Raw genomic sequence first — 22,765 nt, forward strand, 5'->3', positions numbered from 1 at the left:
CCGCCAATCCAGCCAAATGCTCGGGCGGGCCCTTGACCTCGTCGGTCTCGTCGTCGGGTTCCGTCACGAGGTCACCTCCGACATCCGGCCGTCGTCGTCGTCACGCAGGGCAATCCCAATTCGGGTGGCGTCCCAGTCCGCCGGGATGTCCTCACCGACGGCGGCGGTGATCAGTACCTGCTCGGCATCAGCGGCGACACCAGCCAGCGCGCGCCGGCGCGCACTATCCAGTTCGGCGAACACATCGTCGAGAATCAGCACCGGTTCACTGCCCTCAGTGCGCAACAGCTCATACGAGGCCAGCCGCAAAGCCAGTGCCATGGACCAGGATTCGCCGTGACTGGCAAAGCCCTTGGCCGGCTGGTCGCCCAGGCGCAATTCCAAATCGTCGCGATGGGGCCCGACCAGGCAGACGCCCCGTTCCAGCTCCGCGCCGCGACGCGCGGCCAGCCCGGCCAAGAGGGCGGCTTGTAGGTACTCGACGTCCAGGTCGGTACCGTCCAACTCGACGCTGCTGCGGTAGCCGATGGCTGCCGGCCGCGACGCGGGCGCCAGCAGTTGGTAGGCCTTCTCCACTTCCGGTGCCAGCAGGTTGGTCAGTTCGATACGGGCGGCCATCAGCTCCGCGCCATGCGCGGCGAGGTGGCCGTCCCACACATCGAGTGTCTCGAGCACCCCAACGTCACCCCGAAACCGCCCTCCCACAGCTGATTTCAGAAGCGCGGTGCGCTGCTTGAGCACCTTCTCATAGTCCGCACGAATCGCGGCCACCCGCGGTCGGCGTACCGAGGCGAGTTCGTCGAGATACCGGCGGCGTTCCCCGGGATCGCCACGCACCAGGGCAAGATCCTCTGGGGCGAACAACACCGCACGCACGGCCCCGAGCACTTCGCGGGTGCTGCGTACCGGAGAACGGTTCAGCCGCGCCTTATTTGCCCGTCCCGCCGCGATTTCGATATCAACGGCGAGCTCTCGTCCCTCATTGACGACGATTGCCGAGACCACCGCGCGTTCGGCCCCGGCCCGGATCAAGGGGGCGTCGGTGGCGACCCGATGTGACCCGAGAGTCGCGCAATACCAAAGCGCCTCAACAAGATTCGTTTTGCCGAAACCGTTGGGACCGACGAAGACCGTCCGGCCCGGCGCTAATTCGAGTTCGACGTGTTGCCACGACCGAAAGTCGCGTAGCGCCAGCTGCCGGACGTACATCGGACCTCGCTATCCCGACACCGAGACCCGCTTGACGGCGTGTCCACCAAACTGATTGCGCAGCGCAGAGACTGCCTTCATCGTCGGCGAATCCTCTTGCCGGGAAGCAAACCTCGCAAATAGCGACGCAGCGATCACTGGCATCGGAACCCGGTGACGAATCGCCTCCTCGACGGTCCAGCGACCCTCACCGGAATCCTCGGTGTAGCCCGAGATCGCGTCGAACGACGGATCTTCGGCGAGTGCCTTTGCCAATAGCTGCTGCAGCCACGACCGCACAACGGTGCCATTCGTCCACGCCTGGATCACCGCCTGAGTGTCTTTGATCAACGGTTCGGCGGCCAGCAGTTCGTAGCCTTCGGCGTAGGCCATCATCAGCCCGTATTCGATACCGTTGTGCACCATCTTGGCGTAGTGACCCGCACCGACGGGCCCGGCGTGCACGAAACCGTCGGCAAGATCACCGGGTGGGCGCAGGGTATCGAAGATCGGCATTACCCGGGCGACATCCTCGTCGCTGCCACCAACCATCAAGCCGTAACCTTCGGCCAAACCCCAGATACCTCCGGAAACACCCGCGTCAACGAATGAAATCCCCTTCTTCCCAAGGAGTTCCGCATGGGGACCATCCTCGGTGTACTTGGAGTTACCACCGTCGATGACGAGGTCGCCCGGGCTGAGGACCTCAGCCAACTCGCTGATGGTGTCATCGGTGATCGGACCCGACGGCACCATGACCCAGACGACACGGGGAGCACTGAGCTCCTGGGCCAGCCCAGCCAAGGTGGAGACATCCGTCACCTCAGGCCTGGGGTCATACCCGATGACTTCGTGGCCGCCTTCACGCAACCGCTGGCGCATGTTGAAGCCCATTTTTCCAAGACCGACCAAACCCAACTGCATGTGTGCCTCTCTAGGTCAGCGGTCCGGGTCAACCGGGTAGCCGGACCGGCATCAACAGATATACGTAGTCGGTCTGAACAGCGGGGAACGGCCCGGTGCCTTCTACCTGTTCATCACTATTGGCCGGCCGCAGCACCGCGGGTCGGCTCGGTGTGGTGAAACCGAACGTCACTTGGTCGGAATGCAGCGAACCAAGGCCGTCGGTGAGGTAGGTCGGATTGAACGCGATCGTCAGCGGCTCGCCGGCGAAGTCCACCGGCAGGTCCTCCTCCGCGCGGCCGACATCATCGGCGCCAGCCGAGAGCCGCAGCACTCCATCGCCAAATTCCATCCGCACCTGCGCGCCGCGATCGGCGACCAGCGCAACACGCTTGATCGCCTCGCTCAGCTCCGCCACTCCGATGGTCGCTACGGCAGTGTGCTCGGCAGGCAGCAGCTGACGGAATTTCGGGAACTCGGCATCGAGCAAGCGCGTCGTGCTGCGCTTGCCGCCGCTGCGGATTCCCAGCAGACCTTCTTTACCGACTGTCGACCCGGCACCCAGGGCCAGATGGACCTCCGAACCCGACGTGCCGGCCTTGGCTGCTTCTGCCAACGTCTTGGCCGGCACCAGCACCGCAGCTTCCAAGCTGGGCGAAGACGTCGCCCAGGTCAGCTCGCGCACCGCCAACCGGAACCGGTCGGTGGCAGCCAAAACTACTGCCTCACCGGAAATCTCCACCCGGATACCGGTCAGCATCGGCAGCGTGTCATCGCGCCCGGCTGCCACAGCGACCTGGCCTATCGCCTCGCCGAACAGATCAGCCGAGACGACACCGGTTTCCTCGGGGAGCTCCGGCAGCGCCGGATAATCCTCCACTGCCATGGTCGGCAGTGAGAATCGGGCGCTACCGCACGTCAACGACACCCGAGTGCCCTCCACGCTGACGTCCACCGGCTTGGCCGGGAGCGCCTTGGTGATGTCGGACAACAACCGACCGGAGACCAAAACGCTTCCCGGAGAGGCGATTTCAGCAGGAACACGCACCTCGGCCGAGACTTCGTAATCGAAGCCGGAGATGACCAAGCCCTCGTCAGTGCCGGTGAGCAACACTCCAGCCAGCACCGGCACCGTCGGACGAGTCGGAAGATTACGGGCAACCCAGGCCACCGCATCGGCGAAGTCTTCCCGCACGAGGCGGAACTTCAAGTCGGAGCCAACCGTCGTAGCTGCCACGTGCACCCAGTCCCTTCATCACCCAATAACCCCGACCAGCGTCCACCCCTGCCGAAGCAGCGGCGAGCGTGATCTGTGAGCGACAGCCGCAGAACGGCAGTCAGAAGAACAACCGTAGAGCGTCGGACGCCATCTTGAAAGCTAATCGATCCGGGTGACAAGAGCACCGCGGGACGGTGTGCGACGACCTGTGCAGCGGCTACTCCCCAAGCCTGTCTTCAAAGAGGAAATTGGAAGAGAGATAACAGCAACAGTAATAGGGCCTGTGCAACCTGTGGACTGGACCGCCGATGCCCAGCTCGGATGTGGTGTGCGGTTGTGTATCAGTTGTGTATGACGGCCGCAGAATCTGCGGGCGCGTGTGCACAGCCGTCGGTTGTTCATTGTCATTCCGGTTCTTCGGCAGAGTTGCCAGGTGTTGTCCACAGCGGTGTGCACAAGCCGTGAGTGTGACCACTGGTACGACAGTGACCAAAGTTTTTGTGCGCGGATGACAGAAAAGTGGGATTTCAGCGCTTGGAGCGCTGGCGGATCCGCGTGGTGAGTTCCTTGACGTGATCGAACACCTCACGCCGGTGGGCCATTTCACCGCGAATCTTCTTCTCGGCGTACATGACCGTGGTGTGGTCGCGGCCGAATGCCTGGCCGATCTTGGGCAGTGACAGATCGGTGAGTTCACGGCACAGGTACATCGCGATCTGCCGGGATTGCGCCAGCGCCCTGGTCTTGCCGGGACCGCGTAACTCCTCGACGCTGGTGTCGAAGTACTCGGCCGTGGCGGCCATGATGGCCGCGGTGCTGATCTGCATCGTGCCGGCATCGGCGATGAGATCGCGCAGCACGATCTCGGCGAGAGCCTTGTCGATCGGGGTCTTGTTCAGCGATGCGAAGGCAGTGACCCGAATCAGTGCGCCCTCGAGCTCGCGGATGTTGCGTTCGATGCTGCTGGCGATGAGTTCGAGTACGTCGTCGGGAACGTCGAGCCGGTCCATCTGCGCCTTTTTACGCAAGATGGCGATGCGGGTTTCCAACTCAGGTGGTTGAACGTCGGTGATCAGTCCCCACTCGAACCTGGTCCGCAACCGGTCTTCGAGGGTGGCCAGTTGTTTGGGCGGCCGATCGGAGGAGATGACGATCTGCTTGTTGGCGTTGTGCAAGGTGTTGAAGGTGTGGAAGAACTCTTCCTGGATACCTTCCTTGCCTTCGATGAACTGGATGTCATCGACCAGTAGCACGTCGATGTCGCGGTAGCTGCGTTTGAACGCCACCTTGCGGTCGTCGCGCAGTGAGTTGATGAAGTCGTTGGTGAACTCTTCGGTAGAGACGTATTTCACCCGCATGCCGGGGAACAGCCGCTGCGCATAATTGCCGGCGGCGTGCAACAGGTGTGTCTTGCCCAGGCCGGACTCACCCCAGATGAACAGCGGGTTGTAGGCCCGGGCGGGCGCTTCGGCAATCGCCAGGGCGGCCGCGTGCGCGAATCTGTTGGAGGCTCCGATGACGAAGGTGTCGAACGTGTAGCGCCGGTTGAGGCTGGTGCCGGGCGTCTCGGCGGAAGTACTGCTACGCGGACGCTCGATGAAATAACTGGGCCAGGTTTCGTGCGCACTGGCCAACGCTTCACGGTCTTCGTCGACCTCATCGAGTTCGGGATCGACGGCGGGGGCCTCCGGCGCGGCGGTCTCTTCGGTCTCTTCGAGATCGGGCGGGGCGATTCGCACGCCCAGTTCGACCCGTTGTCCTAGCCGGCGGCTGAGTGCGTCGACGATCTGGGTTCGCAGGTGTCGTTCGATCTCGTTCTGGACGAAACTGCTCGGCACCGACAAAAGTGCGAAACCTTCGGCGATGGTGAGGGGCTGGACCAGCTTGAGCCAAGCGCGTTGTTGGGGAGTCAGCGGCGGATTGCCACCAGAGCCATTGCCGAGGCGTGAGTCTGCCGTTCCATCGCCGTTGAGCTCGGCAACGACCGAGCTCCACACTGTCGCGAACGCTGAACCGGGATCTTCGGTCAACGACAGATCCCCCCTGGTCAGATCGGTAAATTTCATCTAGTACACAAAAGCAAACGAGACGACGACGAATCTGTCCACATAGTTATCCACAGGTGTGGACAGGACAGTCGTCCTCGTCTCGCAGCATATCGGCGCAGGAACTCGGGCCGGAAGCCAAACCGAGCATTTCGGTCTCGTCTGGACTTCCGCCGGCCGTGCCCCCGCTTGTTGATTGGCGCGCCGCCCCGTGCTGAAGCGGCTTTGGCAGAAGCTAACAGTTTTCGGGGCGGGTGCCAACCGTTCTGCAACATTGCGATCACGTTCGTATAACGGCGCGTGGGATGGCCGTGACGGCTGTGACGGTAGTGCCCTGGTCATCCCGGACGTTGACGGAATCGCATGGTGATCGACGGCACGACAAGGCGGTTTGACCAGGGCAAGTGAGGTCAGTACCCTCGAACAGTCGCCCACACGTGGCGATACGGCTGCGACCGGGTTTCGGGACCGCGCCGGTTACGAGCGAGACCAGAGCTTACCAACGGCAGTCGCGTTCGTTCGGGTACACACGCAAGCGTGTACACCGGGCGGCGACCGCCATACGACGAGGAGATATAGCCGTGGCCAAGGGCAAGCGGACCTTCCAGCCGAACAACCGGCGCCGGGCGCGGGTTCATGGCTTCCGTCTGCGGATGCGCACCCGTGCTGGGCGCGCCATCGTGACGGGTCGGCGGCGCAAGGGTCGTCGTTCACTGACTGCCTGATCCACGAGATCACGCGCCGTGCTCCCGGCTCAGTTCCGGATGACGCGGTCTGCGGAGTTCGGCGCCACGATCAAGCATGGGGTGCGAGCGGCGCAGCCGGACATCGTCGTGCACGTACGACGCGAGGCCGAGACCGGTGGGGGACCTCGGATCGGTCTGGTGGTGGCCAAATCCGTCGGCAATGCGGTGCAACGACATCAGGTGTCCCGTCGACTGCGGCACGTTGCGAGATCTGTCCTCTCTGACCTGAACCCCGATGAGCGCATCGTGATTCGTGCGCTGCCCACCAGCCGGCACGCGATGTCGGCTCGGCTCGAGCAGCAGCTACGAAACGGTCTTCGGCGCACGCACGATCTGATGGAGAAGGCGCGGTGAGCCACCTTCCGGTCCGGGTGCTGGTCTTCCTTATCGAGCTCTACCGCCACACCATCTCGCCGCTGCGGCTACCTACGTGCCGGTTCACACCGACGTGTAGTCAGTACGCCGTGGATGCCCTGACCGAGTACGGCTTGATCCGGGGGAGTTGGCTGACGGTGATCCGGCTCGGGAAGTGCGGGCCGTGGCATCGGGGAGGATGGGATCCGATACCCGAGCGGTGCCCGCAGGCACCCGGGGCCGATGTCGAACACGACAGCAGGAGCATGCATGTTTAATTGGTTCAGCCTGGACGTCATCTATTACCCGGTGTCGGGCATCATGTGGCTCTGGTACAAGTTGTTCGCTTCTTTCCTCGGTCCCACGAGTTTCTTCGCCTGGGCGCTGTCGGTGATGTTCCTGGTGTTCAGCCTGCGCGCGCTGCTCTACAAGCCCTTCGTTCGTCAGATCCGCACCACGCGGCAGATGCAGGAATTGCAGCCACAGATCAAGGCGCTGCAGAAGAAATACGGCAAGGACCGCCAGCGGATGGCGCTCGAAATGCAGAAGTTGCAGAAGGAGCACGGGTTCAACCCAATCCTTGGCTGCTTGCCGATGCTGGCCCAGATTCCGGTGTTCCTCGGTCTCTACCACGTGTTGCGTTCGTTCAACCGGACCACCGGCGGGTGGGGCCAGCCGCACCTGACCGTCGCCGAGAACCGGGCTACCGGCAACTACGTCTTCGGCCCCGCCGACGTCGGGCACTTCCTGGACGCCAACCTGTTCGGTGCACCCATCGGCGCGTTCATGACGCAGCACACCGGTCTGGACGCCTTCACCGAATTCAGTCGGGCCGCGGTCATCGGGGTGTCGGTTCCGCTGATGCTGCTGGCCGGCATCGCTACCTACTTCAACAGCCGGGCTTCGGTCGCACGCCAGAGTGCGGAGGCGGCGGCCAATCCGCAGACCGCGATGATGAACAAGCTCGCGCTGTACGTCTTCCCGCTCGGTGTTGTGGTGGGCGGGCCTTTCCTGCCGATCGCGATCATCATCTACTGGGTCTCCAATAACATCTGGACCTTCGGTCAGCAGCACTACGTGTTCGGCAAGATCGAGCAGGAAGAAGAAGCGAAGAAGGAAGATGCGCTGGCTCGCCGTGCCGCAAACGCACCGGCGCCGGGCGTCAAGCCAACCAAGCCGAAGAAGAGCGCGCCGGGAGCCACCAATGGCTCGGCAGCCGACCCCGCCGTTGATTCGACAGATATTGCCGATATGGCGGACGCGGACACTGATACCGACACCGGGCCGGAGAAGCCGGCCGACGGCGGTACGACCAGCCGCACCCCGCGCCCGGGAGCACGGCCCAAGAAACGTAGGCGTTGACCGGAGATCGATCCGGCGAAAGAGGGAGAGACACATGGCGGAAGCCGATACCACCGACGTGACCGAAACCGATGCAGCGGTGGACCAAGACGTTGAAAAAAGTGACGACCTGGAAGAGCGCCTCGTCGCTGAGGGCGAGATCGCGGGCGACTACTTGGAGGAGCTGCTCGACCTGCTCGACTTTGACGGCGACATCGATCTCGATGTCGAAGGCAACCGCGCGATCGTGAGCATCGACGGTGGCGAGGACTTGTCGAAGTTGGTTGGCCGCAAGGGTGAGGTTCTCGACGCGCTGCAGGAGTTGACCCGGTTGGCCGTGCACCAGAAGACGGGGGAGCGCAGCCGGCTGATGCTGGACATCGCGAACTGGCGCCGCCGCCGCCGCGAGGAGCTGAGCGCCCTGGGCGATAAGGTGGCCCACCGCGTCCTGGAGACTGGCGAGCGTGAAGAGTTGGCACCGATGACGCCGTTCGAGCGCAAGATCGTGCACGATGCCGTGGCGGGCGTGGACGGTGTGCACAGCGAGAGCGAGGGCGTGGAGCCTTCGCGTCGCGTCGTCGTGCTCAAAGGCTGAAGTTACATCGATGTAGTTCGATGCCGGAGGCCGAGATGACCGGAGGATGTTTCACGTGAAACATGGCGTTGCGCCCCCACCTCCGACAGCCGCCAATGCGGTGTTCGGTGATCGCGCGAGCCTGGCCCACCGCTATGCCAATCTGCTTGCCGGTCCCGGTGTCGAACGCGGATTGATCGGTCCCCGAGAAGTCGAGCGGCTGTGGGACCGCCACATCCTGAATAGTGCCGCGGTCGCGGAGCTCATCGAGCCGGGCGCCAGGATCGCCGACATCGGCAGCGGCGCCGGCCTCCCGGGTCTACCGATTGCGATCGCGCGCCCTGACGTCCATGTCACGCTGATCGAGCCGATGCTCCGCCGAACCGAGTTCCTCGCGGAGACGGTTGCGGAGCTGGGCCTGCCGGTGGAGATCGTCCGCGGCCGGGCGGAAGAACCGGACGTCCGGGCCCGAGCGGGGGGAGTGGATGTGGTGGTCTCCCGAGCGGTCGCGTCACTCGAGAAGCTCACCCGGTGGAGTCTGCCGCTATTGCGTCCCGGTGGCCGGATGCTCGCGATGAAGGGCGAGCGGGCCGACGAGGAAGTGGTCGAGGGCCGCCGCGGGATGACGTCGTTAGGCGCAACGGATGTCAGGGTGATGAGATGTGGCGAGAGCTATTCGGATCCACCCGTGACCGTGGTGATCGCGGTGCGGGGGGAGCGAGCCCCAGGCGGGAAACGGCCCACGCGAACCTCGGAGAGAAGAGGATCATGACTGTCCCACCCAACCCAGATCGTTCGGGGGCGGCGGGCGCCGATGTTTCACGTGAAACATGGAGTGCGCCCAATGACTACGAGACACCGATCGGCGCGGCGGCTCAACGCGCCATGCAGGTCCTCCACACGGTCGCCGGCCAGCTGCCCCGACCGGTTCGGCGCCGTGTCCTCACTGTTGCCAATCAGAAGGGCGGAGTGGGGAAGACGACGACTGCGGTCAACATGGCCGCTGCGCTTGCGGTTCAGGGGCTTAAGACCTTGGTGATCGATCTCGATCCGCAGGGCAACGCCAGTACCGCATTGGGCATCGCCGACCGGCACTCGGGCACGCCGTCGTCGTACGAAGTGCTCCTCGGTGAGATCCCGCTACAGGCGGCCCTTCGGCAGAGCCCGCACAGCCCGCGACTGTTCTGTGTGCCGGCGACGATCGATCTTGCCGGCGCTGAGATCGAACTCGTCAGCATGGTGGCCCGGGAGAACCGACTGCGCACCGCGTTGGCCGCGCTCGATGATTCCGATTTCGACTATGTATTCATCGACTGCCCACCGTCGCTCGGACTGCTCACCATCAACGCACTCGTGGCCGCACCCGAGGTCTTGATCCCGATCCAGTGCGAGTACTACGCCCTGGAGGGCGTTTCGCAACTGATGAACAACATCGAGATGGTGCGCGCCCACCTCAATCCTCAACTGTCCGTCTCGACCGTCGTCCTCACGATGTACGACGCGCGCACCAAACTGGCTGACCAGGTCGCCTCAGAGGTCCGCCGCTTTTTCGGGGACAAGGTTCTGGGGACCGTGATCCCGCGTAGCGTCAAGGTGTCCGAAGCACCCGGCTACAGCATGACGATCCTCGATTACGACCCCGGTTCACGCGGTGCGTTGAGCTACCTGGACGCGAGTAAAGAACTCGCACAACGGGCCACCCCGGCATAGTGGAGGCAGAACAATGACCCAGCCCGCATCGAAGAAAAAGGGCGGCCTCGGCCGCGGCTTGGCCTCACTGATCCCGACCGGACCGGCTGACGGGGGCCCGCGGCTGGGCGACGCGGCGGCCGATGTGGTGATCGGCGGTGCCCCGCTGAACGTCGACAGTGTGGGGGCGGTTTACCGCGAGATCGATCCCTCGGCCATCGAGCCGAACCCGCGCCAGCCCCGTCAGGTCTTTGACGAGGAAGCCCTCGCCGAACTGGTGCACTCGATCCGCGAGTTCGGTCTCATGCAGCCGATTGTGGTGCGTTCGGTCGCGGATGCCGCAACCGGAGCGCCGAGCCGCTATCAACTGGTGATGGGGGAGCGGCGCTGGCGCGCCGCCCAGCAGGCCGGGCTGGCGACCATCCCGGCGATCGTGCGGGAGACCGCCGAGGACAACCTGTTGCGGGACGCGCTGCTGGAGAACATCCACCGGGTTCAACTCAACCCGCTGGAAGAGGCGGCGGCCTACCAACAGTTGCTCGAGGAGTTCGAAGTCACCCACGATGAACTGGCCGCGCGCATCGGACGGTCGCGTCCGGTCATCTCCAACATGATCCGCTTGCTGAGGTTGCCGATCGCGGTCCAGCGGCGGGTGGCCGCCGGCGTGCTCTCGGCCGGACACGCTCGGGCGCTCCTCGCACTCGAAGGCGGCCCGGAGGCTCAGGAAGAGTTGGCCGCCCGCATCATCGCCGAAGGATTGTCGGTGCGTGCCACCGAAGAGGCGGTGACCCTCGCCAATCGGACCGATGCGAAGACACCCACCGCTCCGCGCCGCAAGCCGATCCAGATGCCCGGGCTTCAAGATGTGGCCGAGCGGCTCTCGAGCACCTTCGATACCCGGGTCACCGTGAGCCTGGGCAAGCGCAAGGGCAAGATCGTGGTGGAGTTCGGGTCGGTCGACGATTTGCAGCGCATTGTGGACATGATGAACCGGCCGGGAGGCTGAAGAGCCAGGTATCGCGACACCAGCCAGTTCCGTCACAGTGACACCAGCGTCGGCCAGCGTTCGCTACCGAACCCGTGGAGCGAGGAATCGCACAGTGCACCAACAGCTTTCGCCGCCAGGCGGCCGGCACTTCAGTTGCCCGGTCACTACTGGCACGTTCGGTGTGGACTCTCCTATCCTGAAGGGGCTGTTGTGTACATCTGCACCGCGTGAAAGCCGGGGAGGCTAGTGTCCGTTCGCATCATGCCGCTGCGGCTCGAAGCTTTCGACCAATTGCCGAAGCACGCTCGTCGGTGTGTGTTCTGGGAACTCGACCCCGCGACGCTCGGTGCCGGTGATTACCTTCCCGACCCCGAATTCGAGAAGGAAGCGTGGCTGTCGATGGTCATGCTGGAGTGGGGCTCGTGCGGTCAGATCGCGAGTAAGACGTCCGCCGACGGGTCCGAGTCCAATGACGAGGAACCATGCCTCGGCTACGTCCTCTACGCACCCCCGCGTGCGGTGCCGCGCGCACAGCGCTTCCCGACCGGACCGGTCAGCGCGGACGCCGTCTTGTTGACATCGATGGGTATCGAACCCGGACAGTCCGACGGGCTGACGCACTCCTTGATCAGTCAAGTGGTGAGCGAACTCGTCCGCCGCGGTGTACGGGCCCTGGAGGCGTTCGGCCGCACCGCCGATGCCACCGAACTACTCGACCCCGAGATCGCTGACCCCGAGCTGAGCCCAGCCATCGAAGCACTCGGAGACTGCTCCTTCGACCAGTGCATGATCGGTGCCGACTTCCTACTCGACGCGGGATTCACCGTCGTCGCCCCGCACCGGTATTTTCCGCGGCTGCGGTTGGAGCTGGACAAGGGGCTGGGCTGGAAAGCCGAAGTCGAAGAAGCACTGGAGCGCCTGCTGAAAAGTGCACAACTGCAGCAGCCGGTCGGCGCCGGCGCGGAGATTCGCGGCTAGCGATCTAGAGAGCGGGCCGAGCCTGTTCGACCGACAGCTCGTGGGCCAGAAGTTCAGCGAAGGTGAACGTGCCGGTGGGCCGGTCGTTCTTGCCCAACAGGTACAGCCGCTTGACGGCGGCCAGGATGCCCTCGGCGACGGAGTCGCGGGCCTGGTTGGTCACCAGCATGGAGCGGTCCCGCGGGTTGGTGATGTATCCGACATCTACCTGAACGGTGGGCATTCTGGTGAGCCGCAGCAGATCCCAGGTCCGGCCGTGTGTCCGGCAGTCGCGTAAGCCGGTGCGCGCCACGACCTCTCGCTGAATGAAGTCCGCCAGGTTGCGACCGATCGTCGACACCGAGCCGTGCGAGCTGCCGAAGTAGAACGATGCAACGCCATTCGCCGACGGGCTGGGTTGAGTCTCACAGCGCAGACTGATCATCAGGTCGGCGCCGACGGTGTTGGCGGTTGCCGCGCGCTCGGCGTCCAGCGGACTGCGGCTGGCCGGACGGGACAAGAAGGTCTCCATGCCGATCGCTGTCATCCGGCCTTCGAGCCGACACGCCAAGTCCCACAGGATGTCTGCTTCGCTGATCGGCCCATCGGGACCGCTGGTGATCAGCCCGTGGTCGTTGCCGCCGCGGCCCGGATCGATGATGATCCGCTTACCGGACAGTCTGGGTCCGGAGCGGCGGACCAACTCCTCTTCCCGGATGGCATGCAGCGAGCCGCCGGTGACGCGCGAACCCAGGAAGTACAAGGAGCGCAACGTTTCTGGGCCGCAGATACCGTCGGCGGCCATGCCGTACTCGCGCTGATAGGACATCAGCGCATTGTGCGTCTGCAACCCGAAGTAGCCGTCCACCAAAGCGGTGTAGAAGCCGAGCTCCTGCAGCTTGGACTGCAGCGTGGCCACATCGTCGCCGTACATCGGGGCGCCGAACTGATGGACCAGGGTCCGCGCCCCGAGCCGATAGGACGCCTCTTTGAGGGCGCGGTAGGTGGCCTCGCCGACGATCCCGTCTACCAGCAGGCCGCGGCGCTGCTGAAACGCGCGCACCGCGTGGTCGAGGTCGGCGTCGAACACGTCGGCTGCCACATGCCGCCCGGTGGTGAGGTTCTCGTCAGGGTTGTCGACCAGCCCCAACGCGGCCAACGCTCCGCGGATTTCGACGACGGCGCTGCTGCGGTCACCGCGGCGCAAGACATCATCTTGACCGCTCCGGTTCCAGGGGGTATCCCCCCCGGGACCGTGGCGAAGACTCGACATACAGGGCCCTTCGGTCACCGTTGTCAGCTGGCTATTGAAGCCCTGACGATTGCACACAGGCTAGGAGGCATTCTCTCAGAAGCCTGCCGCATTCCGGAAAACGGCAGGCGACGCCGCCTATAACGGAATCGTCTCGGTCAGGTCTAGACGATGTCAGCGATTTCGCGCAGCAGGGCTGCCTTGCCCTTGGCGCCGACGATCCGTTTCACCGGTTGACCATCCTTGAACAGGATCAGCGTCGGAATCGACACCACCTGGAAGTCACGGGCGGTCGCCGGATTGGCGTCGACGTCGAGCTTGGCCACCGTGAGCGAACCGGCCTTCTCGGAGGCGATCTCCTCGAGGACCGGGGCGACCATCCGGCACGGACCGCACCAGGTGGCCCAAAAGTCAACGAGGACAGGGGTATTGCTGGACAGGACGTCCTGGCTGAAGGAGTCGTCGGAAACCGTTACGGTCGCGCCACCGTCGCTCATTGAAGTGCTCCAATCATCTCGGTATTTGCAGTGTCGTCGGCATCGGCCAGCCAGCGCTCGGCGTCGATCGCAGCCGAACAACCCATCCCCGCGGCGGTGATGGCCTGCCGGTAGGTGTGGTCGACCAGGTCGCCGGCGGCGAACACCCCGTCCACCGACGTCGCGGTGGTGCGGTCACGAACCAGCACGTAGCCCTCGGGGTCGAGGTCTACGGCACCGCGCACCAGCTCAGAGCGGGGATCGTGGCCGATCGCGACGAACACACCCGTCACCGGGAGGATGGATTCCTCGCCGGTCAGCACGTTATGCACGCGCAGCCCGGACACCGTCTTGTCACCTTCGACGGCGTCGACCGCGGTGTTGGTGAGGAAAGTGATCTTCTCGTTCTCGCGGGCACGCTCGAGCATGATCCGAGACGCCCGGAACTCGTCGCGCCGGTGCACCAGGGTGACACTGCGCGCGAAGCGGGTCAGGAACGTGGCCTCTTCCATGGCCGAGTCGCCGCCGCCGATGACGGCGATGTCCTGGTCCTTGAAGAAGAACCCGTCACAGGTGGCGCAGGCGCTGACGCCGCGGCCGAGCAGTTCCTGTTCGCCGGGTACGCCCAGGTAGCGGGCCGCAGCGCCCATCGCGAGGATGACCGAACGGGCGAGGTGGGTCTCGCCGTCGCCGGTCACCACCTTTTTGACAGGTCCGTCCAGGACCACCGACTCGACGTCTTCCATCCGCAGGTCGGCGCCGAAGCGCAGGGCCTGTTCGCGCATCTCGTCCATCAACTCCGGACCGGTGATTCCGGAGCGGAAGCCGGGGAAGTTCTCCACCTCGGTGGTCGTCATCAGTGCGCCGCCGAAGGAGGTGCCTTCGAAGACCAGGGGCTGCAGCTGCGCGCGGGCGGTGTAGATCGCCGCGGTGTAGCCGGCGGGGCCTGATCCGATGACGATCACGTCATGAACATGGTTGGCGCTCATTCCAGCCTTTCTGCCCGGTCCCGGGCTGCAGGCGAAGAGCCTGCGCGTCGGGTGCCTTGTGGGCACCTGGTCAAACAACAGGGTAGGCCGCGCTGTTCCCCACCGTGCACTATGGGCGGCGCACAGTGGTGTCGGCAATTAGTCCGGTGGACACCGAGCTGCACGATGCGGCGACCGTCACCCCGACGATGACGTCGGGCTGATCACCGGGCAGCACCAGCACGACGGCGGGCCGGCCGTCGACCTGCAGCGTTTGGGCGCCTAGCACCTGCACCGAGCTGGGGTAGCCCAGCGCGCTCAGGCAGGCCGCCCGGCGCTTGGGGTCGGCCAGCGGACCGAAGTCGGGGCTGCGGGCGATCAGGGCGTTGAGCTCGCGGCTGGATATCGGCATCTTGGGTGTGACGGTGATCAGGCTGGCGCTGGTCAGGGTGCTGGCGGTGGGGCCGGTGGATGTGAGCAGCGCCGCGGTGCCGACGCCGACGGCGGCCAGCACCGCTGCCAGCCCCGCCCCGGCCGCGATGAGGCGTCCGGTCCGGACGGCAGGGTGGCGGGCGTGTGCCGCCCCGTGCGTGGACCCCGGGGTGACGGTGTGTGTGGGCTCCACCCGACCAGTGTGCCGGGTCCTCGCGCAGCGACCCGGGATGTGTCAGGGAGGGCAGGAGCGCAGCAGTCCGGTCAGCCGAGCCCGTCCCCGGGCGCAGCGGCTCTTTACCGTGCCCTCGGCGACACCCAGCAGCGCGGCGGCGTCGGCCACCGAATAGCCGTGCATGTGGACCGCTAGGACCGCCGCGCGCTGGTCGGCCGGTAGCCGCATCAGTGCGCGGCGTACCACCAGCACGGTGTCCACCTCGGCGGTGCGATCGCCGATCGCCTCGTTATCGGTCAGTGCGATCGTGGGCTGCGCCGCGGTGCGCCGCAGCCGGTCCAGGCAGGCGTTGACGACGATGCGGTGCAGCCAGCTGCCGACGGCCGCGTCGTGCCGGAAGGTGGCGGCGCCGCGGTGGGCGGCCAGCATGGCGTCCTGCAGCGCGTCGGCAGCGTCTTCGGGGCTGCGCGTGGTGCGGTGGGCCAGCCGGGACAGTCGGCGCTGGTGGCGGTGAAACAATTCTTCGAATGCGTAGCGGTCGCCGCCGACGTGCGCGGCGAGCAGCTCGGCGTCGCTGCGTGCGGCGGTCGTACCGAGAAAGCTGAGCATGGCCGGACGGTATTGAAACCGGCGCGGCGAGGCACTTCACCCGGGCCGCGGCCTGTTAGGAACGTTGGACGCGACGGACGCCTACGACGCTGCCTTGACCGTCAGCCCGGAGATCTCGGTCTTGTTCTTGCCATCGGTGGTGCCCATCGTGGATATCCACACCACCAAGTACGTCGTCGGATCCTTGGCGTTGACCTGAATCGTGTTGGCGCCTGGCTGCAATGCCTGGGGTTGGGTCAGCACGGTGGTGTCGTCAAGGGAGCCGGGGTTGGCCGAAGACGCCGACCGGATTTGGACCTGGGTGCCGGTGCTGGGAACCGTCAGCGACACACTGCCGACAGTGGTCGGCTGCGGCAGCTGCAACAGCAGACCGACGCCGTTCTTGAAGTTGGGGAACGGATTCGGATCGGTGTAGGTGTCGGTCGGCCAGCCGCTACCGGTGCCCACGGTCAGGGCGAGGTCGGCCTTGTCCGGATTGTCCGCGCCGCCGCCCGGTGAAAAGACCGTCACCTTAACGGGTTTGACGGTGCTGCCGCTGGGTGTGCTGTCTTGGTGCTGCGAGGTCGACGGGTTCAGGCCGAGCTGATCACCTTTGAGGCCACCGCCCACATCGCCGAAGATGCTGGACAGCACCGAGGCCAGCACGATCAGGGCGATCACCAGAATGGCGGCGCCGACCCCGATCCCGATCAGCAGGTTGCGCCGCCTGCGCGCCTGCGCCTCGGCATCTGCTCCGGTCACGGGCTGCGCGGACGGCGGGCCGACCGGCTCGACCGGCTCGACCGGCTCGATTAGTTCGGTCCGGTCGGCAAGCGCGGTGGCCTGCTGCAACAGATTCAAAAGTGTTGGAGCCGAACGGATACCGCCACCGGCCTGAACCGCGCGAGCAGCCGCCGCCGAGATCTGGAACGGGATGGCGCCGTCGATAGCGCGGGGTTCCCGTGCCTCACCGGCGGCGTCGATCTCGGCGGGTTGCAGACCGCTGGGCACACCATTCTCCGGCAGTGGCCAGCGATCGACCAGCAGGGCATACAGGGTGGCACCGATCCCGCGGATATCGTCCTCGGGGGTCGCTGCCGGCAGCGTCGCGGGAAACGCCAGCGCGACATCGCCTTCGATGCTGACTCGCACCCGGCTGGGGTGGTCGATGGACAGCGCGACGCCCGCTCCATGGGCGGTATCAGCCGCGGCGGCCAGCGACTGAACCGCCCGCGCCCCGCCGATGGGGGAGGGCGAGGTATCGGCCACTTCCTTCAGCGACCCGCCGCGAATCCACTCCGAGACCACCAGACCGCCGGCCTGGGTCTGGGCGACATCGAGTACCCGGGCGATCCCCGGCCGCTCGAGGCGGCTGAGTTTGAGTGTGCGGGAAAGAATTTCCTGCACCTGCGCGTCGGTCATGGTGCGGTCAGGGTCGACGAACGTCAGAGCAACCTGGCGGTCAAGCGCGGTGTCCAGCGCCTGCCAGAACTGCAATCCTGGTGGGCCGCCGTGGAACACGAGCAGCCGGTAGCGCCCGCCGGCGATGCTCGCACCGGGGATGAGGTGAGCCTCGTCATCGTCAGCGGTCGCGGTGGACTCCACGGCCGGTTCGCGCGGGGGATCGAACGCCGGTGACTCGCGGGTGGGATCGCCGGGGAAGTCCGCGTTGGGAAGTTTCGGTGGCACCGGCTCCGCCCCCGTGCCGACCTGAACCTCATCGGGCACGTCGGGCTGGAAGTCGTCGGCGGCCTGGCGCGGGATCTGCGTGGTCGCGTCGCCGGTCGAATCGGCCGGAAGCATGCCCGAGGGTTGGTCGTTCACCTCCGGTCCTTTCCCCGTTGCGTCCGCCGTTGTCTCGTACCGGAGTGGCCGGTGCCCGGTTCCGGACGAATTGCTGTGCTCAGGGTACGTGACCGGGGTCGCGACCTGCGGCCGGTCGAGTGCAGCGATGGGAGTGATGATCACCGGCGGGGTCCGGGTGATGCGACGCTTCACCGCCCCCCAGGCGGCGACGGCATCGGGCACCCGTGCTGCCAGCATCACCCCGGCCAGGATCGGCAGCATGATCAGGCCGAGCACCAGCAGCCGCAGCAGCGAACCGGCGCCGCCGGAGTGCTCGGTCAGGGCCTGCAGGCCCAGCAGCCGGTCGACAACGTAGGCGACCAGACCCGCCAGCAGCGACGCGGCCGTGGTGACCAGGATGGTCCGGATGACGTCGAGGTCAAGGAGCTTGCCGCGCGGCGGCTTCAGCGCCCGGTGCAGCAGTAGGTAACCGAGGATGGCCCCGGCCAGGAATCCGATCCCGTTGGCAAGGCCCAGGTAGCCGGCGACCATTTCCTTGTCACTGGTCACGTGCGGCGCTAGCAGCGATGTCGCGATCTTGACGATGGTGATCACGATGATGATCAAGATCGGCGTCCATGGCTGTTCGCGGGCATAGAACACCCGCAGCTGCAACAACACCAGCGCGTAGGGGATCAGCGTGAACGCCGACAGGCTGATGGCGATGCCGAGGTAGTTCGCGTCGACCTCGCCGAACTTGCCGTAGGCGAACAGCGCGCTGCCCATCGCCGGGCCGCCAACGGTCATGAACGCCACGATCGGGATCAGCGTCACCATCGTCAGCCGGGTGGCCAGTGACAGGTCGGCCAGCACGGCGGGTCCGTTGTCGGCGGCGGCGTTGCGGCTGAGCCGCGGCATCACCACGGTCAGCACGGTGACGCCGATGATGCCGAACGGCAACTGCAGCACCAGCCAGGCGTAGGCGTAGATTGCCGGACCCGAAGCGGCGGCGGTGCTGGCGATCTGGTTGCCGACCACCAGGCCGATCTGACTGATCAGCACGTAGAGCACCATCGCGCCGGCCATCGCGCCGAACCGCTTGAGCCGATCGTCGATTCCCCACAGCGGACGCAAGCTGATCCGCTCGACGCGGATCGCGAGCAGCAGAACCAAGGTCTGGGCCACCACGCCCAGCGTTGTTCCGATCCCGAGCACCAGCAGCTTGGCGTTCCCCATCTGGACCGGATCAATCGAGAGGGGGCCTGGAACAACGAGATACAGGCCCAGGGTGGCGATCGCCACGACGTTGTTGATCACCGGTGCCCACGCTGGCGGCCCGAACACGTTGCGGTTGTTCAGGATTGCCATGAACACCGACGACAGTCCGTAGAAGATCACTTGGGGCAGAAGCAGATACGCGAAGGCTGTGGTCAGCGGCTGGTTGACCTGCGGGTCGTGACCGAGCATCAGCCGCACCAGCAGCGGGGCCGCGGCCACGGACAGGATGGTGGCCACCAGAAGCAACGTGGTGGCCAGCGTGACCAGCCGGCGCACGAAGGCTTCGCCGCCGTCGGCGTCGTCGCGTTCGGCCCGGGCCAGTACCGGCACGAAGATCGCGGTGAACGTGGCCTCCAGCACCAGGGCCGCGATCAGGTTCGGCAGCTGGTTGGCCACCGTGAACGCACTGGACAGTGCCGCGCCGAGGATGGCGGCCAGCAGCACGATGCGGATGAACCCGGTGATGCGGCTGACGAGGGTGGCCAGCGCCATTCCCCAGGAGCGTGACACCACCGCGGCGTCGGAGAGCTCGGTGCGCACCGCGCGGGTGGCGGTGCCGGGCCGGCCGTAGGCGGCCGGCCGTTCGGGCGGCGGCTTCATCGGCGGCCTTCGGCGCTGGCCCGTCGTGGCCGGTCGAGGTCGGCGGGGTCGGGCTGGCCGCGGAAGCGGTGGTAGAGCCGGCGCCCGACGAGCAGCGCCAGCACGGTGCCACCGATCAGCGTGATCGCGAAGAGCACCTTGCCGTAGGCATTGGAATGCACCGACAGGCGCACCGGCTCACCGAGTTGCAGTCCGTCGGGCGTGCGCAGCGTCACGTCGACGGCGACCCGCTGGGTGAAGTGCACCTCGATGGGAACCCGCAGCGGCAGATAGCCCGGCGGCACCTCCTGCTCGCCGAGGTCGGTGACCGTCATTCCTGGTGGGGCGTCGACCTGCAGGCGCACCCGGATCGGCACGGCCAGGTCGTTGCGCACCGCCAGCGGCAGCGGGCTGTGCTCTGTGGCCAGCGTGTAGGAGCCGCCCGGGTTGACGATCGTCACCGCGCCGAACAGGTCGCCGATCGTGGCGCCGACCGCCGCCAGCCGGTGCCGGGCCAGGTCGTTGCGCTCATCGGGCGGTTCGGTCTGGCTCAGGGCGCGCAGCATGTCCTCGCGCAGCGGCGCGGTGTACTGCGGTCCGGTCAGGCCGGTGCGGGGGTCGGTGGTCAGCGCCGCGGTCAGACCCCACAGCCGCCCGACCTGGCCGGCGATGGTCGAGACGACGTCGTCGTCGAACCGGCCCCGGCCGTCAGCAGGCAGATTGGGGCCGGGACCGGCGGTGGCGACCGCCGTCGACTCGCTGATCACCGCATCCAGTGGGCGGGGGACGGCCAGGCCCGAATGGATCGTGGTGGCCAGCGCAGTCAGCATTGACTGCGCATCGCTGGGTTGTGGACTCCACTTCAACGGCGGCAGCAGGATCTGGTCGCGCGGTTCGGCTCCGGGCTGCAACGCCCGCCACAGCATCGACGCGACGGCGTCCTGACGGCGGGCGACGGTGGAGTCGTGGTTGAGCGGAACGTTCAGCGACGAATCCAGGTAGGTCGGCAAGTCGGGGTCGTTGCCGACGGCGGCCAGCGCCGCCCCGACGGCCGGGTCGAACGGCGCCATGACGACCTGCGGCGTCAACCGGCGGGGGGTCACGTCGGCGATCGTCGGCTCCCCGGTCGCGGAGTCCTGGGCGGTGCAGTCCGCGGCCGCGATCGCCACCGTCGAACCTTGCCCGCTCAGCAGGTCGACGGCGGGCTGGGTCAGTGGACCGTCGCCCAGGATCGTGGCGCCGCGAACGGATGTGACGCCGAGGATCTGATCGATGATGTCGCCGGCGGCACCGGTTGCCGCCGAGTTGAGCCCGGCGTCCCCGACCCGCTGTAGTGCGTCGAGATCGGCCTGCGCGTACGGGGTGGCGGCGACGCACATCCGTTTGGCCAGTCCACGCAGCTTGTCCAGCCAGGCCACCGCGGCGGCCTGGCCGGTGCCTGGGTGGGCAGCGGCGCCCAGTCCGTCGGGCGCGTCGGCGACGACGTAGCCGGCGGTCATCGCGTTGACGGTCACCAATAGGTCGGGGTCGACGGCCAGGCACAGTGCGCGGGCGGTTGCTCCCCCGGGATCAACGGCCGGGCTGGTGGCGAACTCGACCGCCGCCAGCAGGGTGTCCAGCCGGCCGCCGGCGGCCAGCGACACCGCGAGGTCATCGTTCATCAGCCGGACCGGTGTGGTGCCGCCGGGAACCCCGGGTGCCAGGCGTGGCTTGTCGGCCAGTGGCCACAGCATTGTCACCGCGACGGGCTTGGTGGTGTCGGGAGGCACGACGTCGGCAACGGTGTCCGATGCCGGGTCGGCCGATTCGGGAGGAACACCGAGTACCGGCAGCAGGAATCGGGCGTCGTCGAGCCGGGCGGCGTCGCCGTAGTCCGGTGTGCCATTGATGTTCACCAGCAGCGGGTATACGCCGGGCCGGTCGATGCCCAGCGACGGCGCGGTGAGTGAGCGCATCGGATAACTGAAGGTGAAGCCGACGGCCTGACCGCGCTGCATTTCGGCTGCCACCGTGGTGAACTCGCCGACGGGCTGGAACTGGTCGTTGGCGCCGTCGAGGCTGGTGCGCAGCCCTGCCGATGAGGTCACCGCGCCGGCGTGTTCGAGGCGAGCGACGACGTCGCGCACGGGTCGGTCCCCGACGTTGGTGACGGTGCCGGTGACGGTGACGGTGGGCTCGCTGGTCGTGGTGATCAGATCCGGCGTGACGCTGTCCACCCGAACTTGGAGGAACGGCGCCGATCCGGGTTCGCCGGCGGCGGCCGGCGCGGTTGTTGGCATTGCGAGCAAGGCAAGTACACCGAGGATCACCAAGATCCGGGGCAGACCGCCGACCCGCCTCGGCATGGTCACGTTCCCGGTCCGCACCCGTTCGTCCGCGGGCCGGATTGCCGTGGCCCGGCATCGTCGGAGCGACGGTTGCGGGTGTGTGAATGCGTTTGGGGGCGCCGCCGCGGGGTGGTGCGCGGCAGTGGGGGCAGCGCGGCGACGCCGTCGGACTGCAGCAGTTGGATCAGTTCCCCGGCAACTTCGGCGAGCCGGCGCTCATCGGCGTAGGCCAGCCGCTTGGGCAGTTCCCCGACCGGCACCCAGGCCACCTCGGTGACTTCGACGTCTTCGTCGCACAGTTCACCGCCGGAGAACTGCATGAGGTAGTGGTGAACGGTCTTGTGCACGCGGCGGCCTTCGGTGACGAACCAGTAGTCGATGCTGCCGAGCGCGGCCAGGACTTGTCCGCGGATACCGGTTTCCTCGGCGACCTCGCGGATGGCGGTTTCTTCTGCGGTCTCGCCTTGTTCGATGTGGCCCTTGGGTAGTGACCACAGCATCCGCCCGCGCCGGTCCACCCGGCCGATCAGTGCGGCCACCTGAGTTTCGGGCGGGCCCTCGATGCCGTCGATGACCAATCCGCCCGCCGAGGTCTCATGCACGGTGCGCAGCCGGGCCGGGGCGCGACGCGAGGAGCGGGGCCGGCCGGGTTTGCCCGGTCGAGGCTGGCCATTGCCGCTGCTGGGGGTGGGGGAGGCGACGGTGGCGTCGGAGGTTTCCGTGGTGGCGGCGTCTGCTGCGGTGGGATTTGCCGGACCTGCCGCGCGACGGCCGCGGCGCCGACCCCGGCGCCGTCGTGGTTTGGCCTGTTCGCCGTCCGACACCCAAGCGATAGTAGCTGGCACGGGATGGCCTCCCGCCCACACTCGCCGGTAGTGAGTCGCCTGAGTCACGACTAGGC

Annotated in this window: 21 protein-coding genes; 9 read left to right on the plus strand and 12 right to left on the minus strand. The window is 66.4% G+C overall.

Features of this window, described 5'->3' with window-relative positions:
• Positions 1 to 63: 63 nt before the first annotated feature.
• The 4 genes from recF to dnaA form a co-directional block, all read right to left on the minus strand.
• Positions 64 to 1,209 carry a DNA replication/repair protein RecF gene (gene recF, locus G6N38_RS10950; protein ID WP_163747551.1) on the minus strand — a complete coding sequence of 382 codons (1,146 nt, stop codon included), beginning with the start codon at positions 1,207 to 1,209 and terminating at the stop codon, positions 64 to 66.
• A gap of 9 nt (positions 1,210 to 1,218) precedes the next feature.
• A complete protein-coding gene (gnd, locus tag G6N38_RS10955; RefSeq protein WP_163747552.1) occupies positions 1,219 to 2,112 on the minus strand; it encodes a phosphogluconate dehydrogenase (NAD(+)-dependent, decarboxylating) in 894 nt (297 codons plus the stop codon).
• Positions 2,113 to 2,140: 28 nt separating this feature from the next.
• The gene (gene dnaN / locus G6N38_RS10960) at positions 2,141 to 3,328 is read right to left on the minus strand and encodes a DNA polymerase III subunit beta (RefSeq protein ID WP_179968505.1); all 1,188 of its coding nucleotides are present in this window, start codon (positions 3,326 to 3,328) and stop codon (positions 2,141 to 2,143) included.
• Between the two features lie 509 nt (positions 3,329 to 3,837).
• Entirely contained in the window at positions 3,838 to 5,340 is a 1,503-nt protein-coding gene (gene dnaA, locus G6N38_RS10965; RefSeq protein ID WP_163751933.1) for a chromosomal replication initiator protein DnaA, read from the minus strand.
• Between the two features lie 596 nt (positions 5,341 to 5,936).
• On the opposite strand from dnaA, the gene rpmH reads away from it, so the two are divergent.
• The 9 genes from rpmH (at position 5,937) to G6N38_RS11010 (ending at position 12,025) form a co-directional block, all read left to right on the plus strand.
• Positions 5,937 to 6,080 (plus strand): 50S ribosomal protein L34, encoded by a 144-nt coding sequence (gene rpmH, locus G6N38_RS10970; protein WP_005142265.1) that lies wholly within the window; start codon positions 5,937 to 5,939, stop codon positions 6,078 to 6,080.
• An 18-nt stretch (positions 6,081 to 6,098) separates the two neighbouring features.
• The gene (gene rnpA / locus G6N38_RS10975) at positions 6,099 to 6,455 is read left to right on the plus strand and encodes a ribonuclease P protein component (RefSeq protein ID WP_163747554.1); all 357 of its coding nucleotides are present in this window, start codon (positions 6,099 to 6,101) and stop codon (positions 6,453 to 6,455) included.
• A complete protein-coding gene (yidD, locus tag G6N38_RS10980) occupies positions 6,452 to 6,733 on the plus strand; it encodes a membrane protein insertion efficiency factor YidD (RefSeq protein ID WP_163747555.1) in 282 nt (93 codons plus the stop codon). The genes rnpA and yidD overlap by 4 nt, the downstream gene beginning before the upstream one ends.
• On the plus strand, positions 6,726 to 7,817 hold the full coding sequence (gene yidC / locus G6N38_RS10985) for a membrane protein insertase YidC (RefSeq protein WP_163747556.1): 1,092 nt from the start codon (positions 6,726 to 6,728) through the stop codon (positions 7,815 to 7,817). The genes yidD and yidC overlap by 8 nt, the downstream gene beginning before the upstream one ends.
• Before the next feature lie 34 nt (positions 7,818 to 7,851).
• Complete coding sequence (locus G6N38_RS10990) at positions 7,852 to 8,391, plus strand: Jag family protein (RefSeq protein ID WP_163747557.1); 540 nt, start codon at positions 7,852 to 7,854, stop codon at positions 8,389 to 8,391.
• A 46-nt stretch (positions 8,392 to 8,437) separates the two neighbouring features.
• The gene (rsmG, locus tag G6N38_RS10995) at positions 8,438 to 9,142 is read left to right on the plus strand and encodes a 16S rRNA (guanine(527)-N(7))-methyltransferase RsmG (protein WP_163747558.1); all 705 of its coding nucleotides are present in this window, start codon (positions 8,438 to 8,440) and stop codon (positions 9,140 to 9,142) included.
• On the plus strand, positions 9,139 to 10,080 hold the full coding sequence (locus tag G6N38_RS11000; RefSeq protein ID WP_163747559.1) for a ParA family protein: 942 nt from the start codon (positions 9,139 to 9,141) through the stop codon (positions 10,078 to 10,080). The genes rsmG and G6N38_RS11000 overlap by 4 nt, the downstream gene beginning before the upstream one ends.
• Before the next feature lie 13 nt (positions 10,081 to 10,093).
• Entirely contained in the window at positions 10,094 to 11,065 is a 972-nt protein-coding gene (locus G6N38_RS11005) for a ParB/RepB/Spo0J family partition protein (protein WP_163747560.1), read from the plus strand.
• A gap of 228 nt (positions 11,066 to 11,293) precedes the next feature.
• Positions 11,294 to 12,025, plus strand: coding sequence for an acetyltransferase (locus G6N38_RS11010; protein ID WP_163747561.1), 732 nt, complete (start codon positions 11,294 to 11,296; stop codon positions 12,023 to 12,025).
• Positions 12,026 to 12,029: 4 nt separating this feature from the next.
• On the opposite strand, the gene G6N38_RS11015 is transcribed toward G6N38_RS11010, so the two are convergent.
• The 8 genes from G6N38_RS11015 to G6N38_RS11050 form a co-directional block, all read right to left on the minus strand.
• Positions 12,030 to 13,277, minus strand: a complete 1,248-nt coding sequence (locus G6N38_RS11015; protein ID WP_179968506.1) for an N-acetylmuramoyl-L-alanine amidase — start codon at positions 13,275 to 13,277, stop codon at positions 12,030 to 12,032.
• A 143-nt stretch (positions 13,278 to 13,420) separates the two neighbouring features.
• Positions 13,421 to 13,753, minus strand: a complete 333-nt coding sequence (gene trxA / locus G6N38_RS11020) for a thioredoxin (RefSeq protein ID WP_163747563.1) — start codon at positions 13,751 to 13,753, stop codon at positions 13,421 to 13,423.
• The gene (gene trxB, locus G6N38_RS11025; protein WP_163747564.1) at positions 13,750 to 14,721 is read right to left on the minus strand and encodes a thioredoxin-disulfide reductase; all 972 of its coding nucleotides are present in this window, start codon (positions 14,719 to 14,721) and stop codon (positions 13,750 to 13,752) included. Before trxB ends, trxA begins: the two co-directional genes overlap by 4 nt.
• Positions 14,722 to 14,830: 109 nt before the next feature.
• A complete protein-coding gene (locus G6N38_RS11030) occupies positions 14,831 to 15,325 on the minus strand; it encodes an RsmA family anti-sigma factor (protein WP_163747565.1) in 495 nt (164 codons plus the stop codon).
• A gap of 42 nt (positions 15,326 to 15,367) precedes the next feature.
• Positions 15,368 to 15,916 carry an RNA polymerase sigma factor SigM gene (gene sigM / locus G6N38_RS11035; RefSeq protein WP_163747566.1) on the minus strand — a complete coding sequence of 183 codons (549 nt, stop codon included), beginning with the start codon at positions 15,914 to 15,916 and terminating at the stop codon, positions 15,368 to 15,370.
• 81 nt (positions 15,917 to 15,997) lie between these two features.
• A complete protein-coding gene (gene murJ, locus G6N38_RS11040) occupies positions 15,998 to 19,558 on the minus strand; it encodes a murein biosynthesis integral membrane protein MurJ (RefSeq protein ID WP_163747567.1) in 3,561 nt (1,186 codons plus the stop codon).
• Entirely contained in the window at positions 19,555 to 21,888 is a 2,334-nt protein-coding gene (locus G6N38_RS11045; RefSeq protein WP_163747568.1) for a DUF6049 family protein, read from the minus strand. The genes murJ and G6N38_RS11045 overlap by 4 nt, the downstream gene beginning before the upstream one ends.
• Positions 21,885 to 22,688, minus strand: a complete 804-nt coding sequence (locus G6N38_RS11050) for an NUDIX hydrolase (protein ID WP_179968507.1) — start codon at positions 22,686 to 22,688, stop codon at positions 21,885 to 21,887. The genes G6N38_RS11045 and G6N38_RS11050 overlap by 4 nt, the downstream gene beginning before the upstream one ends.
• Between the last annotated feature and the right edge of the window lie 77 nt (positions 22,689 to 22,765).

The sequence above is a fragment of the Mycolicibacterium helvum genome (assembly GCF_010731895.1).
Taxonomy (GTDB): domain Bacteria; phylum Actinomycetota; class Actinomycetes; order Mycobacteriales; family Mycobacteriaceae; genus Mycobacterium; species Mycobacterium helvum.